Here is a 17818-nt window from a genome sequence, read left to right as displayed (position 1 = left end):
TTATGGATGATAATTTTTCCCCCAGAGTTAAAGATGTTATTTCTTTCAGTAAAGAAGAAGCACTTCGTTTAGGTCACGATTTTATTGGCACTGAACATTTGATGCTTGGACTTTTAAGAGATGGCAATGGCAAGGCAATCGATATTTTGAACGCTTTAGACGTTGACCTTAGTCATTTGCGTCGTAAGGTTGAAATCCTCAGTCCTTCCAACCCCAATATTATGATTGCTTCTGATGAGAAAAAAAACCTCCACTTGACACGTCAAGCAGAACGGGCTTTAAAAACAACTTTTTTAGAAGCGAAGCTTTTTCAAAGTAAATCTATAAATACAGCACATTTACTTTTATGTGTGTTGAGAAATGAAAATGACCCTACAACAAAGCTATTGAATAAACTAAAAGTAGATTACGATAACGCTAAAGAACAATTTAAATATATGATCACAAACGACGACTACACGGAGACTCCAAAAGCAGCCGCTTTTCCAAGTGAAGATATGCCTAAAGATGAAAATAAAGACAGTTCATTTGGTCAAAGCAGCGTTCAAAAAGGAGTGAAAAAATCGAAAACCCCCGTTCTAGATAATTTTGGAAGAGACCTTACTGAAATGGCAGAACAAGGGAAATTAGACCCTGTAGTCGGACGTGAAAAAGAAATTCAACGTGTCTCTCAGATTTTAAGCCGTCGTAAGAAAAACAATCCTTTGTTGATTGGTGAACCTGGTGTTGGCAAATCTGCTATTGCCGAAGGCTTGGCCATTCGAATCATCAAACGTAAAGTCTCTCGAATTTTATTCAATAAACGCGTGGTTACTTTAGATTTGGCCAGCATTGTAGCTGGTACCAAATACCGTGGTCAGTTTGAAGAGCGCATGAAAGCGGTGATGAATGAGTTGGAAAAAAATGACGATATTATTTTATTCATCGATGAAATCCATACGATTGTAGGGGCCGGTGGCGCTACGGGAAGTTTGGATGCTTCTAATATGTTTAAACCCGCATTGGCACGTGGCGAACTGCAATGTGTAGGCGCTACAACTCTTGACGAATACAGACAGCACATCGAAAAAGACGGCGCACTTGAACGTCGTTTTCAAAAAGTCATCGTGGAGCCAACAACGGTGAGTGAAACGATTGAGATATTAAACAACATTAAAAACAAATACGAAGATCATCACAATGTAGAGTACACAGATGAAGCTATTGAAGCTTGTGTAAAATTGACCAATCGTTATATGACCGATCGGTTTTTACCAGACAAAGCGATTGATGCGTTGGACGAAGCAGGCTCAAGAGTTCACATCACAAATATTGATGTTCCTGACCAAATCGTGGAACTAGAAGCACAACTTGAAGAAGTAAAAGTGACTAAAAACTCTGTGGTTAAAAAACAGAAATATGAAGAAGCTGCCAAGCTAAGAGATGACGAAAAACGTTTAGAAAAGAGTCTTGCAGAAGCGCAGGAAAAATGGGAAATAGAATCTAAATTAAATCGCATTGTTGTCAGTGAAGACAATGTAGCTGAGGTAGTTTCCATGATGACTAGCATTCCTGTGAACCGTATTGCTCAAAAGGAAAGTAATAAATTATCAAAACTTCCAGAGCTCATAAACGGAAAAGTAATTGGTCAAGATGAAGCGGTTTCAAAGGTGGTGAAAGCTATTCAGAGGAATCGTGCGGGACTTAAAGACCCCAATAAGCCCATTGGGTCATTTATCTTTTTAGGACAAACTGGCGTCGGTAAAACACAGCTTGCCAAAGTACTTGCTAGAGAATTATTTGATAGTGAAGATGCATTGATACGAATTGACATGAGTGAATACATGGAGAAATTTGCCATCTCACGATTGGTCGGTGCACCTCCAGGATACGTTGGTTATGAAGAAGGTGGACAACTGACCGAAAAAATCAGACGTAAACCTTACGCAGTGGTTCTTTTAGATGAAATTGAAAAAGCACATCCAGATGTATTTAACATGCTTCTTCAAGTGCTTGATGATGGATTTTTAACGGATAGTTTGGGTCGAAAAATTGATTTTAGCAATACAATCATTATCATGACCTCGAATATTGGCGCTCGAAAATTGAAGGATTTTGGCTCTGGTGTTGGGTTTGGAACTGCCGCTCAAAAATCTCAAGAAAGTTCCAATGCACGTTCGGTGATTGAAAACGCACTTAAAAAAGCTTTTGCACCAGAATTTCTAAACAGAATTGACGATGTGGTCGTTTTCAACAACTTAGAAAAAGAAGATATTGATAAAATTATTGACATCGAACTTGCGAAACTTTTGGAGCGTATTTCAGAATTAGGATACACCCTTAAATTAAGCACAAAAGCAAAAAGTTTTATTGCTGAAAAAGGATTTGACAAGCAATACGGCGCGCGCCCTTTAAAACGTGCCATTCAAAAATATGTGGAAGATGCCTTAGCAGAGGAAATTATTAAATCCAATGTGCATGAAGGGGACACCATCACGATGGATATTGGCAAAGATGATGCGAAATTAGACGTCAACATAACATCGCCCAATGAGGCGAAAGAATTGTAACAATGAAGAGGCTGTCTAAAAAGCTACATTTTGTCAATCTGAACTAGTTTCAGATTCTAATAATATTTTGAAAATCAATGTATTAAAATTCTGAAATAAACCTGCCTACCGTCAGGCAGGTTCAGAATGACAGGTTTTCATACTTTTTAGACAGCCTCTTTTTTTTCAAGGTTTAATCAAATAAGACATCGTTTTCTAGTTCAAGTGTCTGAATGAATTTGATGGCTTCCTGTATATCATCATGAAGTACTCTATCTTCCGTTACTTTTGGAATTTCCGTTCTGAAACTAGACAGAATCCCTCTTAAAAATGGAGATGTTTTTTGGTTTCTAAAAAACAATGCTTGAGAAGCATTTAGCAATTCAATTGCTAAAATACGCTCTACATTTTCTAAAATTTGATAGGTTTGAATAGCCGCATTGGCACCCATACTCACATGGTCCTCTTGTCCGTTAGAAGATACAATGGAATCAACACTGGCAGGCGTTGCTAATTGCTTATTGGCACTCACAATACTTGCCGCTGTGTATTGTGGAATCATAAATCCTGAATTTAATCCCGACTTTTCAACCAGAAAAGAAGGCAATTCTCGCAAGCCTGATACCAATTGATAAGTTCTTCGTTCCGAAATATTCCCCAATTCTGCCATGGCAATTTTTAAAAAATCAAATCCAAAGGCTAAAGGTTGTCCGTGAAAATTCCCGCCAGAAATAATTTTATCGTCTTTGGAGAATATGTTAGGATTGTCGGTCACTGCATTTATTTCGGTAATAAACGTGTTTCTAACAAACATCAAGGTGTCTTTAGTCGCCCCATGTACTTGCGGCATACATCGAAACGAATACGGATCTTGAACATGCTTTTTGGGCTGCTTCATTAATTCGCTACCTTCTAAAAAACTCAGAATGCGTTCCGCTGTTTTTATCTGTCCATTGTGAGGACGTACCAAATGCACTAAGGGATCAAAAGGTTCAATTCTCCCATTGTAAGCATCTAATGACAGGGCACCAATAAGGTCCGCCATATAAGATAATTTGAACGACTTTAATAAGGAATGTATCCCGTAAGCCGTCATAAATTGTGTGCCATTCAACAATGCTAAACCTTCTTTAGACTGCAATGTGATTGGCTCCCAATCAAACGCATTTAAAACTTCCGAAGCAGGAGTCTGAACGTTTTTGTACCAAACCATCCCTTCGCCAATAAGGGGCAATGCCAAATGCGCTAAGGGTGCCAGATCCCCAGAAGCACCCAACGATCCTTGAGTATATATGACGGGTAAAATATCGTTGTTATAAAATGTAACCAAACGGTTCACGGTTTCTAACTGAATGCCACTGTGCCCATAACTCAAGGACTTAATTTTCAATAAAAGCATTAGTTTTATGATGGGTTGTGGGACACAATCTCCTGTACCACAGGCATGAGAACGCACTAAGTTTTCTTGTAATTTTGTAAGGTTTTCAGAGTGAATTCGCACATCACACAACGATCCAAACCCAGTATTGATGCCATAAATAGGATCGGAAGTTGCCTCAATTTTTTGATCTAAGTAATCTCGACATTCTTGAATTTTTTGGATCACTTCGTCTGAAAGTTCAATTTTTGAACCTTCAAACACTAAGGTTTTAAGGGTTGATAAACTTAACGCTTTGGTGCTTATAATGTGCATTTAATCGGTGTTTGTGTTGGTCAAATTTGAACATTCCATAATAGATATGCAAATAATTGTTAATTTTTTAATTTTTTAAGAGGATTAACTTATTTTTGATGACATCATTATTTAAAATTTAACACGATAAATATAAATACTATGAAATCAATCCTCACTCTATTTTCATTAATCCTATTATTTGGATCTTGTTCTAAAACGCCAAAAGACTACGCAACACTTTCTGGGAAAATCACCAATGCGAATGAATTTAAAAACATAACAATTAGCAATCGAAAGGGATACACAAAAAACATCAAAGTCAATGACGATGGGACGTTTAGCGATACACTGCATGTAAGAGAAGGTCTTTATCGGTTTTCTGACGGCAATGAAGTTGGTAGTATTTATTTAAAGAATGACAATACCATTTCCTTTACTCTCGATACGAAAGCGTTTGATGAAACTTTAAAGTTTAAAGGAGATGATGCGGATCGAAGTAATTTTATAATTGCCAACAGTCTGTTACAGGAAACTTATTTATCTGAAGATCTTTTTGACGGCACAGAAGCTGAATTCTCAAAAGCATTTGATAAATTAGAAATTGCTTACGATGCATTAAAAACAGAGTACAAACAACTTGACGCCGCTTACTTTGAAGACCAAGACAAAGATTTTAAATCCATGCAAAAAGCTTACAAGGGTTATTTCATGGGAAAACTTGAAATGCGCAAGCTATTTGCAAAAGGAACCATATCTCCTACATTTTCAAATTACGAAAACCACAGAGGCGGAACGACTTCCTTAAGCGACTTGAAAGGGAAGTATGTGTATATTGATATTTGGGCAACTTGGTGCGGTCCTTGTAAGGTTGAAATTCCATATCTGAAAAAATTAGAATCCAAATACCACGATAGAAACATTGAATTCGTTAGCATTTCTGTGGACGATGACAGACGTAGTGGAACGATGGAAAAAGCACACGACGCTTGGAGAAAAATGGTTACTGAAAAAGAATTAACAGGGGTTCAATTGTTTACGGGCTCTGGATGGAAAGCGGACTTCGTTCAAGATTATAAAGTGAGTGGGATTCCTCGATTTATACTAATCGCTCCCGATGGAACTATTGTAAATGCGGATGCTCCTCGTCCATCCAGTGAAAAACTCATCGTACTTTTTGAAGAACTCGGTATTTAGTAGGCTATAGAAAGTTAGTTAGATGTAGTTCATTAATCCCTTCGTGGGATGAATTTGCAATTGCTTTTCCATTTTTGATCACAATCAATTGTGGCGATTGGTGTTGTACCTCAAAGCGTTCAGCAATGTCGTTAGAAATATCTCTATGGTTCAATAAATCTAAATAATGGGCTCCAAATTCATCTGCTGCATAAGTGTAATGTGACGTAAAATCAGCCAACACAAAACGACTGATACTACAGCGGGTTGAATGTTTAAATATCAATTGAGGTGTTTTAAACGAAGCGCTAATGATGGTATCCAATTGATCTGCAGATTCGAGTTGTTGACCTGGCCAGTTTGAATCTTTAGTTTCTGATTTAAATAATGAATTGAAAATTCCCATGTGTTATTTTTTAGGTTTTAATATCAAATTGAAGCGTCTAATAATCCTTCGTATTAAGTTTTCAAAATTATACATTAAATCTTAAAGAAGGCCTCGTTTTATCAAAATGAATATATAAAATTGAATAAATGATTTTATTTTAATAAAAACTGTAACAATTTCAACTTAGACTCGTCCTATGAGTGTTGGTTAGTTAGTTAAAAAGCAATGCAAATTCTATTCGTTAGAACAGCATTGCTTTTTATTTTTAGTATCTTTATTTATCTTAAAACCTCCACTATGAAAAAATTCCTAAGTGCCTTATTTGTAATACTATGGATGACTCCAATTCAAGCACAGTCACCCACTGATAGTAAGGTAAGCTCGTTTTACTTTATCCGTCATGCGGAAAAAGACACTTCAAATCCAGCTGACAGAGATCCTGATTTGGTAATGGAGGGCGTTTTGAGAGCGGCACGTTGGAGTTCTGTTTTCAATCGTATTGATTTTGACATCATTTACTCTACGGATTATAAGCGGACGCGCAACACTGCGCTTCCAATCGCAGAAAAAAAGAAACTCCCACTGACCTACTACAGTCCAAACGGTTTTGACAGTGTGGACTTTGTTAAAAAAAATGCTGGCAAAACCGTATTAATTGTGGGGCATAGTAATACGGTTCCTGCAATGGTCAACGCACTTATTGGAAAAAACCAATACAAACAAATAACAGAAACTAATTACGCCAACCTATACATTATAAATATTACTGAATCTGGAGAGATTATTCACCAACTCTTAGCCATCGAATAAATATTTTGCTTAGTTTTGACCACTGATGAAAAAGTCTGTTAACATATTAAACAAAAAGGCCCGATTTACGTATGAACTCTTAGATACGTACATTGCTGGTATTGTATTGACAGGGACTGAAATCAAATCGATTCGAGAAGGCAAGGCATCCATTACCGAAAGTTTTTGTGAATTTAATTTAAGAGGTGAACTTTTTGTGATTAACATGACCATTCAAGAGTATGATTTTGGGAATCACTACAACCATGCACCCAAAGCGGAACGGAAGTTATTACTCAACAAGAAAGAACTCAAAAAACTCGAAAAAGAAGTAAAAAACACGGGGCTGACCATCATTCCCCTCAAACTTTTTATCAATGATAAGGGCTTTGCAAAACTGAGAATTTCTCTCGCAAAAGGGAAGAAACTTTTTGACAAACGCGATACCATCAAGGACCGTGACAACAAACGTGATTTGGACCGTGTGAAGAAGAATTTTAAGTAGGCTTTTACAGCTTTAAAGTAGTCACTTGAAAAACGGAACACTTTTTGTAACACCCCATAAAATCAATCGTCTTATAAATTACAATCCTATATTCAAAAGCATGCGTTATTTAATTGTATTATTTTTTTGCTCTTTATCTGTTTCCGCTCAACTCAAAGGCAGCATTTCAGATGTTGACAATCAACCCATTCCGTTTGTGAATATTTATATTGAAAATTCCTATACAGGCACCACCTCAAATGAGCAAGGGGACTATGAATTGGCACTTCCTGAATCAGGAACTTACACCATTGTTTTTCAGTTTTTGGGATTTAAAACACAAACCAAAACCATTGAAATTAAAGAATTTCCTTATGTTTTGGACATCACTTTGTTAGAAGAAAACATCTCCTTAAATGAAGTGGTCATTTCTTCTAATGAAAATCCTGCCGACCGTATTATACGTGCCGCCATTGGCGCACGAAAAGCGCAACTAGAAAAAATTAATGCGTATTCTGCTGACTTTTATTCCAAAGGCATCATCCGACTCAAAGATGCTCCAAAGAAATTTTTAGGCCAAGAAATAGGAGATATGGACGGCGTCTTAGATTCAACTGGTTCGGGAATTTTGTATCTATCGGAAACCGTTTCAAAAATAAAGTATCAAAAACCCGATAAGCTTTCAGAAAAAATAATTGCTTCTAAAGTGAGTGGAGATTCTAATGGGTTCAGTTTCAATAATGCGAGCGATGTCGATTATAATTTTTATTACAACACGATTCAAATGGGTTCAGAAATCGTGTCGCCAATTGCTGAATATGCGTTTAATTATTACCGCTACAAATTGGAAGGTGTTTTTTATGACAATGGCGGCCGTTTGATTAATAAAATTAAAGTAATTCCAAGACGTGAGAACGACCGTGTGTTTTCGGGGATCGTTTATATTGTAGAAGATCAATGGGGGTTTTACGGCCTCGAGCTGAGTGTTACGGGCAAGCAAATTCAATCGCCTGCAATAGATTTGATCACATTTAAACAAAACGCTTCTTACGATGAAGAAAGTGATTTTTGGGTGGTCCGCTCCCAGACAATTAGTTTTAAATTTGGATTTTTAGGTTTTAATGGAAATGGAAGTTTTGTGGCCAATTATTCCAATTACAAACTGAACCCCAATTTTGAGAAGTCGGTGTTTACGAATGAAGTTTTAGCCTTTGAATCCGAAGCCAATAAAAAAGATTCTACTTATTGGAATACCCTTAGACCGGTACCATTAACCAGGGAAGAGTTTAAAGATTATATTAAAAAAGACAGTCTTCAAACTTTATATAATTCCAAAACCTATTTGGATTCCATTGATGCGAGTTACAATAAATTTAAAATTGGAAATTTAGTTTCTGGATATACCTACGAAAATTCTTTTGAGGACAAGGAGTTTAGCATCAGCAGTCCCGTGGCTGGACTTAGTTTTAATACCGTACAGGGATTTAATACCAATCTAGACATCAATTATACAAAACGCTACGATGAATTTAAAAATTACCTCGCGATAGAAAATCAAGTGAATTATAGTTTTGACACCCAAACCCTTCGAGGCACTGTTGGGTTTCGGTATAAATTCAACAATGTCAATGATTTAAATGTTGGATTTAGCGCAGGTATAAAAGTCCAGCAGTTCAACGCTCAAGAGCCTATTTCGAGTCTCATTAATGAGGCGAGTAGTTTGTTTTTTGAAGACAATTATTTGAAATTATTTGAAAATCGATTTGTTAAAATAAATTATGGGCAGGAGCTTTTTAACGGCTTCCGTTTTGGAACCGCGCTCAGTTATGAAAACCGCAGAGGACTCTTCAATAGCAGCGATTATACGACTATTAATTACGATGATAAATCGTATTCGAGCAACAATCCTTTAGACCCTTTAAATTTTGATTCGGCGCCCTTTGAAAATCACAACATTCTTAAATTTAAATTCAATGGTGCGTTTCGATTTGGGCAAAAATATCTCAGCTATCCGGGCAGTAAATACAATTTAAATACGCCCAAATATCCGAAGTTAAATTTTAGTTTTGAAAAAGGATTTGGGGCTACAAATTCAAACTATAATTATGACCATCTGAGTGTGAATCTTTCTCAAAATTTTAGTCTCGAAAACAAAGGAAATTTTAGTTACAACTTATTTGGAGGTACTTTTTTCGGCACTTCCACAACAGCGTTTATGGATGCTAAACACATCAATGGAAATCAAACCCATGTAAGTCTCGACAATACGTATTTATCAAGTTTTAAAAACGTGGGCTATTACGACTTTAGTACTACCGAAAATTATTTTGAATACCACTTAGAACATGATTTTAAGGGTTATATCTTAGGTAAAATTCCGTTGATTAATAAACTGAATTACAACTTGATTGTTGGGGTTCATGGGTTTTCAGCAAAAGATCAAAAACCGTATCAGGAATTTAGCTTGGGAATAAATAATATCGGATGGAAAAAGTACCGTTTTTTAAGGGTTGATTATGTGCGGTCTTACCATTCTGGCTTTGTAAACGATGGGGTGTTATTTGGAATTAGTTTCTAGTTTTTATTTTCTAAAAGCGGTACAAACTTAAAGTTTCCTAATTCGTGTTTTTCAAATTCTTTGGTTCCTTTCCGAATGTAGAGGGTCATTATTTGATCTTTGTCTCCGACAGGAATGACCAAACGTCCTCCTATTTTTAGTTGCGATAGTAATGGTTTCGGGACAAAAGGTGCGCCGGCAGTGACTATAATACTGTCAAAAGGAGCTTCTTCTTTCAGTCCTTTATAGCCGTCTCCAAAAATTAAGCGTTTAGCCACATAGCCGATTTTTGGTAAAAATTGACTGGTTTTTTTAAACAATTCTAACTGGCGTTCAATACTATAGACTTGGGCTCCCAACAAACACAGTACGGCTGTTTGATAGCCGCTACCCGTACCAATTTCGAGGATCTTATCTCCAGACTTAACTTCTAACAACTCCGATTGAAATGCGACGGTGTAGGGTTGTGAGATAGTTTGACTGGCTGCAATGGGAAACGCCTTGTCTTGATACGCATGGTCTAAAAAACTAGAATCCATAAAAAGATGTCGGGGTATAGAGTCAATGGCATCTAAAACTGCAGGATTTTTAATTCCCTTAGCGATTAACGTTGCAACCAATTGTTTCCGAAGTCCTTTGTGTTTAAATGTATCTTTCAAAGTTGTAAGTGCGTTGAAGAAAACTCTCCTCTTTTAAAAAAAGTAAAGATAGACTAAAGACTAAATGATGTCAAATTTATAAGGCTCTAATTAGATTTAAGAAGCAAGATTGCTAAACTGGCTTTAAAAGTCTTATTTATTTTTATGTTCTGTTTTTGTATATATATTACAAAACAGAATCCAATAATTCCGATTGCTATAAATACATCAGATTTACTTACTGAATAATGCTGAACAAGCAATGCAACCTTTGCTATAAAATAAAAAATTGCTCCAAGCAAAGGGATGCTTTTTTTACCACCAATTTCTTTAGAGAGTTTAAATCCTGTGTCGTTTACAACCGTAAATATCAATAAGAAGCCTACACTACCTGCTGCTGAAATACTCTCCAATTTTAAGGTATTAACTAACAAAAATTAATTAACTCCTAAAATCAAAGAAAAAAGGGATTTACTACTAGAAATGTATCCCAAATTAGGCGAAGGTTATAGATTTAAATACCTTTTTAAAGACTTTTGGGACATAGAGGACAAACAAGCTGAAGGTTATTTAGCCTTCTGGTGCGATAGAGCTGATGACAGTGGCATTTCCCCTTTTCAAAAGGCTGTAAAGACAATAAAAGTACATTGGAGTGGTATTATAAATTACATTGAAAGTAAAATTAATAATGGAATACTAGAGGACTTAAATTCTAAAATTCAACTTGCTAAAAAAAGAGCTAGGGTATAGAAATATAAATAATTTTATCAATATGATTTACTTCATTTGCGGTAAACTCAAATTTGATTACCCATTACAAACAACATAGAGCCAAAAACAAACTATACTACTTACTTTTTTAATTTTAAATTTCTCTAATTAATTATTACAAACTATTCTAAGTTCTTGATTCTTATACTCTCATCATAGTTTATATTTATTTATGTTAAATTGTAGGCTATCGTTATTCCTTAACCCCTAATGCTTTTTCAATTTTAACCATTCTAATTTTTAGAGCTTCATTACTTGCTTTTAAGTCCTCTATTGCTTTTTCTTTCGCTTTTAGCTGTGCTTGTTGTTCTTGTATGGCATTGATAACAGTCCATAAGATTTCAGAACTATCAAATTGTCTTTTGTCAGCAAATCCACTTGGCCCATTGGAATCATCGAATTCTGTCACTGTCTCTGGAAGTATTTTGGCAATTTCTTGTGCGGTGATACCTACATAGTCTTTCTTCAAAAATTCCCCTGTATATCCTGATTTTGCATTATAGTTAAAGATAATCGGATTTATTTTTAGAATTTCGGCAAGTCCTTTACCATAAGAACGAATGTTTTCTTTTACGCGTTCATCTGAAAATGTAGCCCATGACCCTCCTCCTACCTTGGAAGCATTCCCATTAACTGAAAGGAGGTGGGTTGGAGTATCCGTTCCTATTCCTACATTTCCGTTATTGGTTGCTAGTACAGTTGTTACATTATCTGTTAAGTATCGAATAATTACAACACCACTTCCGCCGTTTGCACCAGTTATTATGCTTGAACCTGCATTACCTGTTCCACCTGCTCCACCACCAAATCCATCTATTCCATTTCCTCCCAATCCTCCAGGTAATCCACCATTACCTGCGTTAGTTCCTCCAGGGACTAGCGTTAAAAAACTCCTATGAGCTCCACCACCACCAGAACCATACACTTGAGATGTTCCTGAAATACTTGAAGACAATCCCTCTCCACCTGCACCTGGTGTGTTTCCTGCTGCATCTGCTCCAGCTGCTGAAGCTCCACCTCCACCTCCAGAGTTGGGATTTGCTCCTTGTCCACCTGTATTACCTTGACCTGCTGTGGGCTGACCACCTGCTGTATTTGTGTTAGCTCTACCACCGCCCCCACCAGAACCACCATTTAGTCCTGCTCCATAAATGGGTGCTGCAACACCTCCTATTGTGTTAACCACATGACTAGAACCTCCAGCTCCACCTCCAGTAGCTGTAATTCCTCCTAGGGAACTGTCCCCTCCGTTTGTAGCACTAGATGTACTAAATACACCAGTAAAAACAGGGACTCCACCTTGTCCTACTACAATTGGTGTGTTGGCGTTTGCTATTGTGGTTGTGTTTGTGAGAACTCCTCCACCTCCACCTCCACCAGAAGGAGAGAATCCACCACTAATACCCGCAGAACCGCCACCTCCAACAATAAGGTATTCAATGTTCGTATTCCCGTTTGGTACAAATGTACCACTTGTTGTAAAAGTATGGACTGTGTGTGCTCCATCAGTAGTAATCACTCCCCCAATAGCTAACCCATTTCCATCTAAAACAAGTAAGTCCTTAGCTGATATTCCGTCATTTTCATCAATAACTGTTGGTTTCCAATTTGTTGTATCTGCATTTGGTAATGTATCTAAGTTTATACCTGTAAGATTTTTGTACAAAACTCCACTGTAGTTAATAATGTCGTCGATAGCATATGATCCTCCGTTGGTATCAGATTTCCATAATGGCACAATGACTCCACTTCCCCTAGCCTCAGTCGCATTGAAATAGAAGCTCCCTGCATTGTCTGTAATGTGAGCGAGGTATCTAGTATTAGATTTTAATGTTAAGCCTCCTGTTTTCACATCTGCCTCTGCCCCACCATTCCTTAGAAAGGCTCCTGTAAAAGAGGTGAATGTTAACAGTCGGTCCATTCCTGATGTATTAGTTATATAAAAGTTTGTTCCGTCGTTTACATCTACTTTTGCTATAGACAAATCTCCCGTATTTTCTACATGAATATCTGCGTTATTGTGGTCTGCGTGTTTTATGGCAAGTGTAGTAACAGCATTATGATGTACTGTTTGATTACCAAGATATGAATTTGTTTGTGCCCAGTTTGTAGTGTCTGAGCTTGGGATTGTGTCAAGATTCATTCCTGTAAGATTTTTGTATAAAACCCCGTTGTAATTTACAATATCATTGGTACTGTATAATCCTCCATTTGTGTCAGATTTCCATAATGGCACAATGACTCCACTTCCCCTAGCCTCAGTCGCATTGAAATAGAAGCTCCCTGCATTGTCTGTGACATGAGCGAGGTATCTCGTATTAGATTTTAATGTTAAGCCTCCTGTTTTCACATCTGCCTCTGCCCCACCATTCCTTAGAAAGGCTCCTGTAAATCCTACAAAAGATAAAGTTCTATCTGCCCCTGTTGTATTTGTTATGTAAAAATTTGTTCCGTCGTTTACATCTGTATTAGTAATCGATAAATCCCCTATGCTTTCAATATGGATATCTGCGTTATTGTGTAATACATGAGTTATATCTAAATCATTTGTCGTCGCTCCAAAAAGTTCTATGTTATTTACCCCTGGATTAGTACTTACCCTATCTGTGGCTGTTAAAATTATCTTTCTTATTACCTGAGGAGTAACTACGAGGTCAAAATATTCTGAACCTGTTGTGGTGGTATCTACAGCAGTCGCCAAAGAATTATTACCAGCGTCATACACTGTCATAGAGAGATCTTTGTAGTACTCGATTGGACGACCGTTCCCTCTCATTTTAGAGAATTTAACATCGCTATCAAAAGTTATGGTAATAGTTTCTGTACCTTGCCCAGCTGTGGCATGGTCGTTTCCTGTAAGAGCATCTTCAATATCATAAGACCCAGAATATGATGAATTAGTAGTTATTGTAGCTCCTACCCCATCATAAACAAAAGTAGCATTTGTAGAAGTTACTGAAACTATACTAGATAATGTTTCTTTTGTTGGATTGGCTGATAAACTTAATGTATTATAATGGATTGTTTTATTACCAAGATATGAATCTGTTTGTGCCCAGTTTGTAGTGTCTGAGCTTGGGATTGTGTCAAGATTCATTCCTGTAAGATTTTTGTATAAAACCCCGTTGTAATTTACAATATCATTGGTACTGTATAATCCTCCATTTGTGTCAGATTTCCACAGTGGCACAATGTCTCCACTTCCCCCTGCCTCAGTCGCATTGAAATAGAAGCTCCCTGAGTTGTCTGTAACATGAGCGAGGTATCTAGTATTAGATTTTAATGTTAAGCCTCCTGTTTTCACATCTGCCTCTGCCCCACCATTCCTTAGAAAGGCTCCTGTAAAAGAGGCGAATGTTAACAGTCGGTCCATTCCTGATGTATTAGTTATATAAAAGTTTGTTCCGTCGTTTACATCTACTTTTGCTATAGACAAATCTCCCGTATTTTCTACATGAATATCTGCGTTATTGTGGTCTGCGTGTTTTATGGCAAGTGTAGTAACAGCATTATGATGTACTGTTTGATTACCAAGATATGAATTTGTTTGTGCCCAGTTTGTAGTGTCTGAGCTTGGGATTGTGTCGAGGTTTGATCCTAAGAGGTTTCTGTAAATCACTCCACTGTAAGAAACAAGATCATTTATTGCATAAATCCCTCCGTTTGTATTGTTTACCCATTCTCGTACCGCAGAAACATCGGCCGATATTTCTGTCCAAGTAGCTCCTGTTGTTCCGATTACAAAAGCAGTAGTTGCAGGAATAGCATCATTGGCTTGATACAGTTTAGTGTCTTTAATTACAACATTACCTATTTGGTAAGTATCTGCCAAATCATAAATTCTGATATTACCAATACCATAACTTAATTTGCTAACAATCATATTGTTAGTATTGGCATTTAAAAGATAGTGATTACCATCAGAGTCATAGCGATAACCCAATTGGTCACCTACTTGCAAATCTACAACACCGTCAATAAGGAAATTGGCATGCACAGCTGAACCAGGAACATATTGAGAATTACCTCCGTCAGCTTTAGTAATATTTTGCCATACCCCGCCTCTTCTTATTGCTAAACTCATCCAGTGATATGTCCCATGGTGATATACATTACCAGAAAATGTAATACGATATTTCCCTGCTACATTAACAACTGGATATGTTCCATCATGTCCAAGATGGTTTGTTGGGTCATCAACTACTTGTGCACTAAGCGTCCAGTAATCACCAAAACCTCTTAATTGACTGCTTATTGTCTCAGAAAATACTGCGGTTGGTGTATCGTATGTTTGTCTATTAGCGTCTTCATAAATTTCTTTCCAAGTGGCTCCTGCTGTTCCTGTGGCAAATAGAGTACCACTTGGAATATTTCCATTTGCTATATAGATTTTCTCGTCTTTAATTACTGAATCCCCTGTACTGTAATCAGTATTCACATCGTAAAGGGCTATTCCTGTTCCACCACCACGAGATAATTCGATAACTTGTAGATAACCAAAAGAATTTCCTTGGGCTGTGAACTCACTTCCTTCAACAACTACCTCTAAATGGACATCTATGTCTGCGGTAGGGGTGTAAACAGCACTTGCTTCAGGGGTTTCTGCATAGTTCTCGTAAACACTTCCAGGCATTTGTCTTGACAATTCTCCAATTTTAACACCATTAGCATCTTCCCATTGCAAACGCAATTCATTATTAGTTGAGCTATTAAAATAACCACTGACAGCGCCTCTCAATAAATAGGTTGTCCCTTGTTTAAGAGAAATAGCATTTCCTGTATAAGATAATCCTCTTGACTCATTTACAGTAAAAGCTAGAGTACTACCTTGTGTGACACCAGTAGTTGTAATTTCAGCTTGTAAATAGTTTGGATTACCTGTTGGAGAAACACCACCTGCAAAAACCTCCCAATTGGCGGCATCCGCATTTGGCAAGGTATCAAAATTATCTCCCGTGAGGTTTTTGTATAAATTACCATCATAATTAATAATATCGTTTATAGCATAATCACCTCCATTTGTATCAGATTTCCACAGTGGCACAATGTCTCCACTTCCCCCTGCCTCAGTTGCGTTAAAATAAAATCCTGAATTTTCTGTAATATGGCACAAATAACGGGTATTGGGTTTTAGGGTTAAACCGTAAACAGATCGGTCTGCTTCCGCACCTCCATTCCTTAGAAAGGCTCCTGTAAATCCTGCAAAAGATAAAGCTTTATCTGCCCCTGTTGTATTTGTTATGTAAAAGTTTGTGCCGTCATTTACAGCTGTATTCGTAATTGATAGCCCTGCCACACCTTCAATATGGATATCTGCATTGTTATGAAGTGCATGTGTGATGGCAAGAGGCATTGTGGCGTGGTTATGATGGATAGTTTTGTACCCAAGCCATGTATTTATTTTTACCCAGTTTGTACCATCCCAAATTTCAGATATCAATGTATCAGTTTCAAACCAAACATCTCCTATTACTGGATTCGTAGGCTTCGCAGTAGCGAGCGATGTGGTTACTTGATTATTGTTGACATCAGTAATAGTTCCTTTTCTGTCAATGACCTTAACAACTTGAGCCTGCGATTGAAAGCTCAATAAACCTACCACCAAAAGTGTGATGATATAGCGTCTAGATTTGTTTAGAGTGAAGGTAATTTTCATAGTTTATAAGTTAAAAATGGCTGTTGATATCTGCTATTCTCCCTTAAAATGGGAGTGGTATTAAATAAATGTAGAACTCTTAATAAACTCAACTGCTCCTTTTGGTATAAAAAGCAGCTGAGATATAATATAAAAATTGTATTAACAACTTGTGTTAAGTTGTAGAAAATAGTTGTGTGGGGTTATTTAATCCACTGTATTTCAAAAATATCATCAGTATATAATTGCCAACCATCCGTCGATGTTCCAACTCCATCAACTATAGCAGTAATAGTACTTCCTGCTACTATTGTGGTTACTCCAACGGCATTTGCCGTGAAAGAAAACCCATCTACAGTAACTGTAGCTTTTGTTGACGCCGTTCCATCGACAATGCTTCCAATTACACTAGTCCCAGCAACAATTGTTGTAGGAACAATATTATTTGCTGTAAAAGCAGTACCAGCAATCGATATAGTTGCAGCACTACCAGCGGTAGTAGGTGATTTTTCCGTTACGGTAACTTCATCAGCCGCAACAGTAAAGTCCACGCCGTAAATTAACTTAGCACCATTGCGATACACCCATATTTTAGCTCTATCCGTAGCTGTTGCTGGAATTCCAGTAGCCGTTATCGCTTTAAATCCATTACCTTCATCTGTCGCATCAGCTGTGTAATCTACAAAGCCACTTACAATCAAATCCGTAGCTTTTAACTTTTTAATATCTCCTGTTGATTCATCTCTTACAAGCAATGTCCAACCTGACCCTGTTCCTCCATGAACAGATTTATTTGTGGCATTTGTAGAAGCTTGAGAAGTTGCAATATTAACTAATTCAATCCTATCAAGACCAAAGACTTTACCAGATACATCAATATAGGTGTCATCTACTAAGCTACCACCTAATTGCCAAGTAGTTGTAGTTGCACTACCCGCTGTAGTAGAGGTAATGGATGTAATACCATTGTTAGTTTGTAGGTATTTGAAGTTCCCTTGTTGTCTATCAATTTGACGGACACTCCTGCTCCAGCTCCTTTAACAAGACCTGCGTCTGTAGTTGCAGTCGTCTGCGCTTGCAGCGCAGTTCCTGCGATCATCATCAGGGCTAGTATGCCCCCTTTTAAATATTTGTTTTTCATAATGTTTGGTTTTTGTGTTCTCATAATGTTTAGATTTGT

Annotated in this window: 13 protein-coding genes; 6 read left to right on the top strand and 7 right to left on the bottom strand. The window is 37.2% G+C overall.

Features of this window, described 5'->3' with window-relative positions; translation table 11 throughout:
• Positions 1-2 precede the first annotated feature (2 nt).
• Positions 3-2549 (top strand): ATP-dependent Clp protease ATP-binding subunit, encoded by a 2547-nt coding sequence (locus FORMB_RS10470; RefSeq protein WP_069677405.1) that lies wholly within the window; start codon positions 3-5, stop codon positions 2547-2549.
• A 172-nt stretch (positions 2550-2721) separates the two neighbouring features.
• On the opposite strand, the gene hutH is transcribed toward FORMB_RS10470, so the two are convergent.
• Positions 2722-4221, bottom strand: coding sequence for a histidine ammonia-lyase (gene hutH / locus FORMB_RS10465; RefSeq protein WP_069677404.1), 1500 nt, complete (start codon positions 4219-4221; stop codon positions 2722-2724).
• A 141-nt stretch (positions 4222-4362) separates the two neighbouring features.
• On the opposite strand from hutH, the gene FORMB_RS10460 reads away from it, so the two are divergent.
• Complete coding sequence (locus tag FORMB_RS10460) at positions 4363-5397, top strand: TlpA family protein disulfide reductase (protein ID WP_069677403.1); 1035 nt, start codon at positions 4363-4365, stop codon at positions 5395-5397.
• Positions 5398-5401: 4 nt separating this feature from the next.
• On the opposite strand, the gene ytxJ is transcribed toward FORMB_RS10460, so the two are convergent.
• Complete coding sequence (ytxJ, locus tag FORMB_RS10455) at positions 5402-5782, bottom strand: bacillithiol system redox-active protein YtxJ (RefSeq protein WP_069677402.1); 381 nt, start codon at positions 5780-5782, stop codon at positions 5402-5404.
• Positions 5783-6061: 279 nt separating this feature from the next.
• Here ytxJ and FORMB_RS10450 point away from each other — a divergent pair, with 279 nt between their 5' ends.
• Genes FORMB_RS10450 through FORMB_RS10440 form a run of 3 tightly spaced genes read left to right on the top strand, consistent with a single transcriptional unit; the run spans position 6062 to position 9615 of the window.
• On the top strand, positions 6062-6574 hold the full coding sequence (locus FORMB_RS10450) for a SixA phosphatase family protein (protein WP_069677401.1): 513 nt from the start codon (positions 6062-6064) through the stop codon (positions 6572-6574).
• Between the two features lie 25 nt (positions 6575-6599).
• Positions 6600-7058, top strand: coding sequence for an SsrA-binding protein SmpB (smpB, locus tag FORMB_RS10445; RefSeq protein WP_069677400.1), 459 nt, complete (start codon positions 6600-6602; stop codon positions 7056-7058).
• Between the two features lie 25 nt (positions 7059-7083).
• Complete coding sequence (locus FORMB_RS10440) at positions 7084-9615, top strand: DUF5686 and carboxypeptidase regulatory-like domain-containing protein (RefSeq protein ID WP_231925538.1); 2532 nt, start codon at positions 7084-7086, stop codon at positions 9613-9615.
• Here the strand turns inward: FORMB_RS10440 and FORMB_RS10435 are convergent.
• Positions 9612-10253, bottom strand: coding sequence for a protein-L-isoaspartate(D-aspartate) O-methyltransferase (locus FORMB_RS10435; protein ID WP_069677398.1), 642 nt, complete (start codon positions 10251-10253; stop codon positions 9612-9614). The genes FORMB_RS10440 and FORMB_RS10435 overlap by 4 nt on opposite strands.
• Before the next feature lie 86 nt (positions 10254-10339).
• Complete coding sequence (locus FORMB_RS10430; RefSeq protein WP_157498146.1) at positions 10340-10645, bottom strand: hypothetical protein; 306 nt, start codon at positions 10643-10645, stop codon at positions 10340-10342.
• Between the two features lie 40 nt (positions 10646-10685).
• Between FORMB_RS10430 and FORMB_RS10425 the strand changes: the two genes are divergently transcribed.
• Complete coding sequence (locus tag FORMB_RS10425) at positions 10686-10982, top strand: ISL3 family transposase (protein ID WP_442856536.1); 297 nt, start codon at positions 10686-10688, stop codon at positions 10980-10982.
• 214 nt (positions 10983-11196) lie between these two features.
• Here FORMB_RS10425 and FORMB_RS10420 read toward each other — a convergent pair whose 3' ends face one another.
• The 3 genes from FORMB_RS10420 to FORMB_RS10410 all read right to left on the bottom strand — a co-directional run bounded on the left by FORMB_RS10420 (position 11197) and on the right by FORMB_RS10410 (position 17803).
• Positions 11197-16659: a tail fiber domain-containing protein gene (locus tag FORMB_RS10420; protein ID WP_069677395.1), complete on the bottom strand. Its 5463-nt coding sequence runs from the start codon at positions 16657-16659 to the stop codon at positions 11197-11199.
• 182 nt (positions 16660-16841) lie between these two features.
• Positions 16842-17393 carry a hypothetical protein gene (locus tag FORMB_RS10415; protein ID WP_069677394.1) on the bottom strand — a complete coding sequence of 184 codons (552 nt, stop codon included), beginning with the start codon at positions 17391-17393 and terminating at the stop codon, positions 16842-16844.
• Between the two features lie 149 nt (positions 17394-17542).
• A complete protein-coding gene (locus FORMB_RS10410; protein WP_069677393.1) occupies positions 17543-17803 on the bottom strand; it encodes a hypothetical protein in 261 nt (86 codons plus the stop codon).
• Positions 17804-17818: the final 15 nt, after the last annotated feature.

Source organism: Formosa sp. Hel1_33_131 (assembly GCF_001735745.1).
Classification (GTDB): domain Bacteria; phylum Bacteroidota; class Bacteroidia; order Flavobacteriales; family Flavobacteriaceae; genus Hel1-33-131.
The sequence above is the reverse complement of the archived record's forward strand: the minus strand, read 5'-3'. Positions and strand labels throughout refer to the sequence as shown.

Excerpts from the sequence above, each read along its gene's own strand:
- FORMB_RS10450 (WP_069677401.1), top strand. The coding sequence starts at position 6,062 with ATGAAAAAATTCCTAAGTGCCTTATTTGTAATACTATGGATGACTCCA.
- smpB (WP_069677400.1), top strand. The coding sequence starts at position 6,600 with ATGAAAAAGTCTGTTAACATATTAAACAAAAAGGCCCGATTTACGTAT.
- FORMB_RS10420 (WP_069677395.1), bottom strand. The coding sequence starts at position 16,659 with ATGAAAATTACCTTCACTCTAAACAAATCTAGACGCTATATCATCACA.
- FORMB_RS10460 (WP_069677403.1), top strand. The coding sequence starts at position 4,363 with ATGAAATCAATCCTCACTCTATTTTCATTAATCCTATTATTTGGATCT.
- FORMB_RS10470 (WP_069677405.1), top strand. The coding sequence starts at position 3 with ATGGATGATAATTTTTCCCCCAGAGTTAAAGATGTTATTTCTTTCAGT.
- ytxJ (WP_069677402.1), bottom strand. The coding sequence starts at position 5,782 with ATGGGAATTTTCAATTCATTATTTAAATCAGAAACTAAAGATTCAAAC.
- FORMB_RS10410 (WP_069677393.1), bottom strand. The coding sequence starts at position 17,803 with ATGAGAACACAAAAACCAAACATTATGAAAAACAAATATTTAAAAGGG.
- hutH (WP_069677404.1), bottom strand. The coding sequence starts at position 4,221 with ATGCACATTATAAGCACCAAAGCGTTAAGTTTATCAACCCTTAAAACC.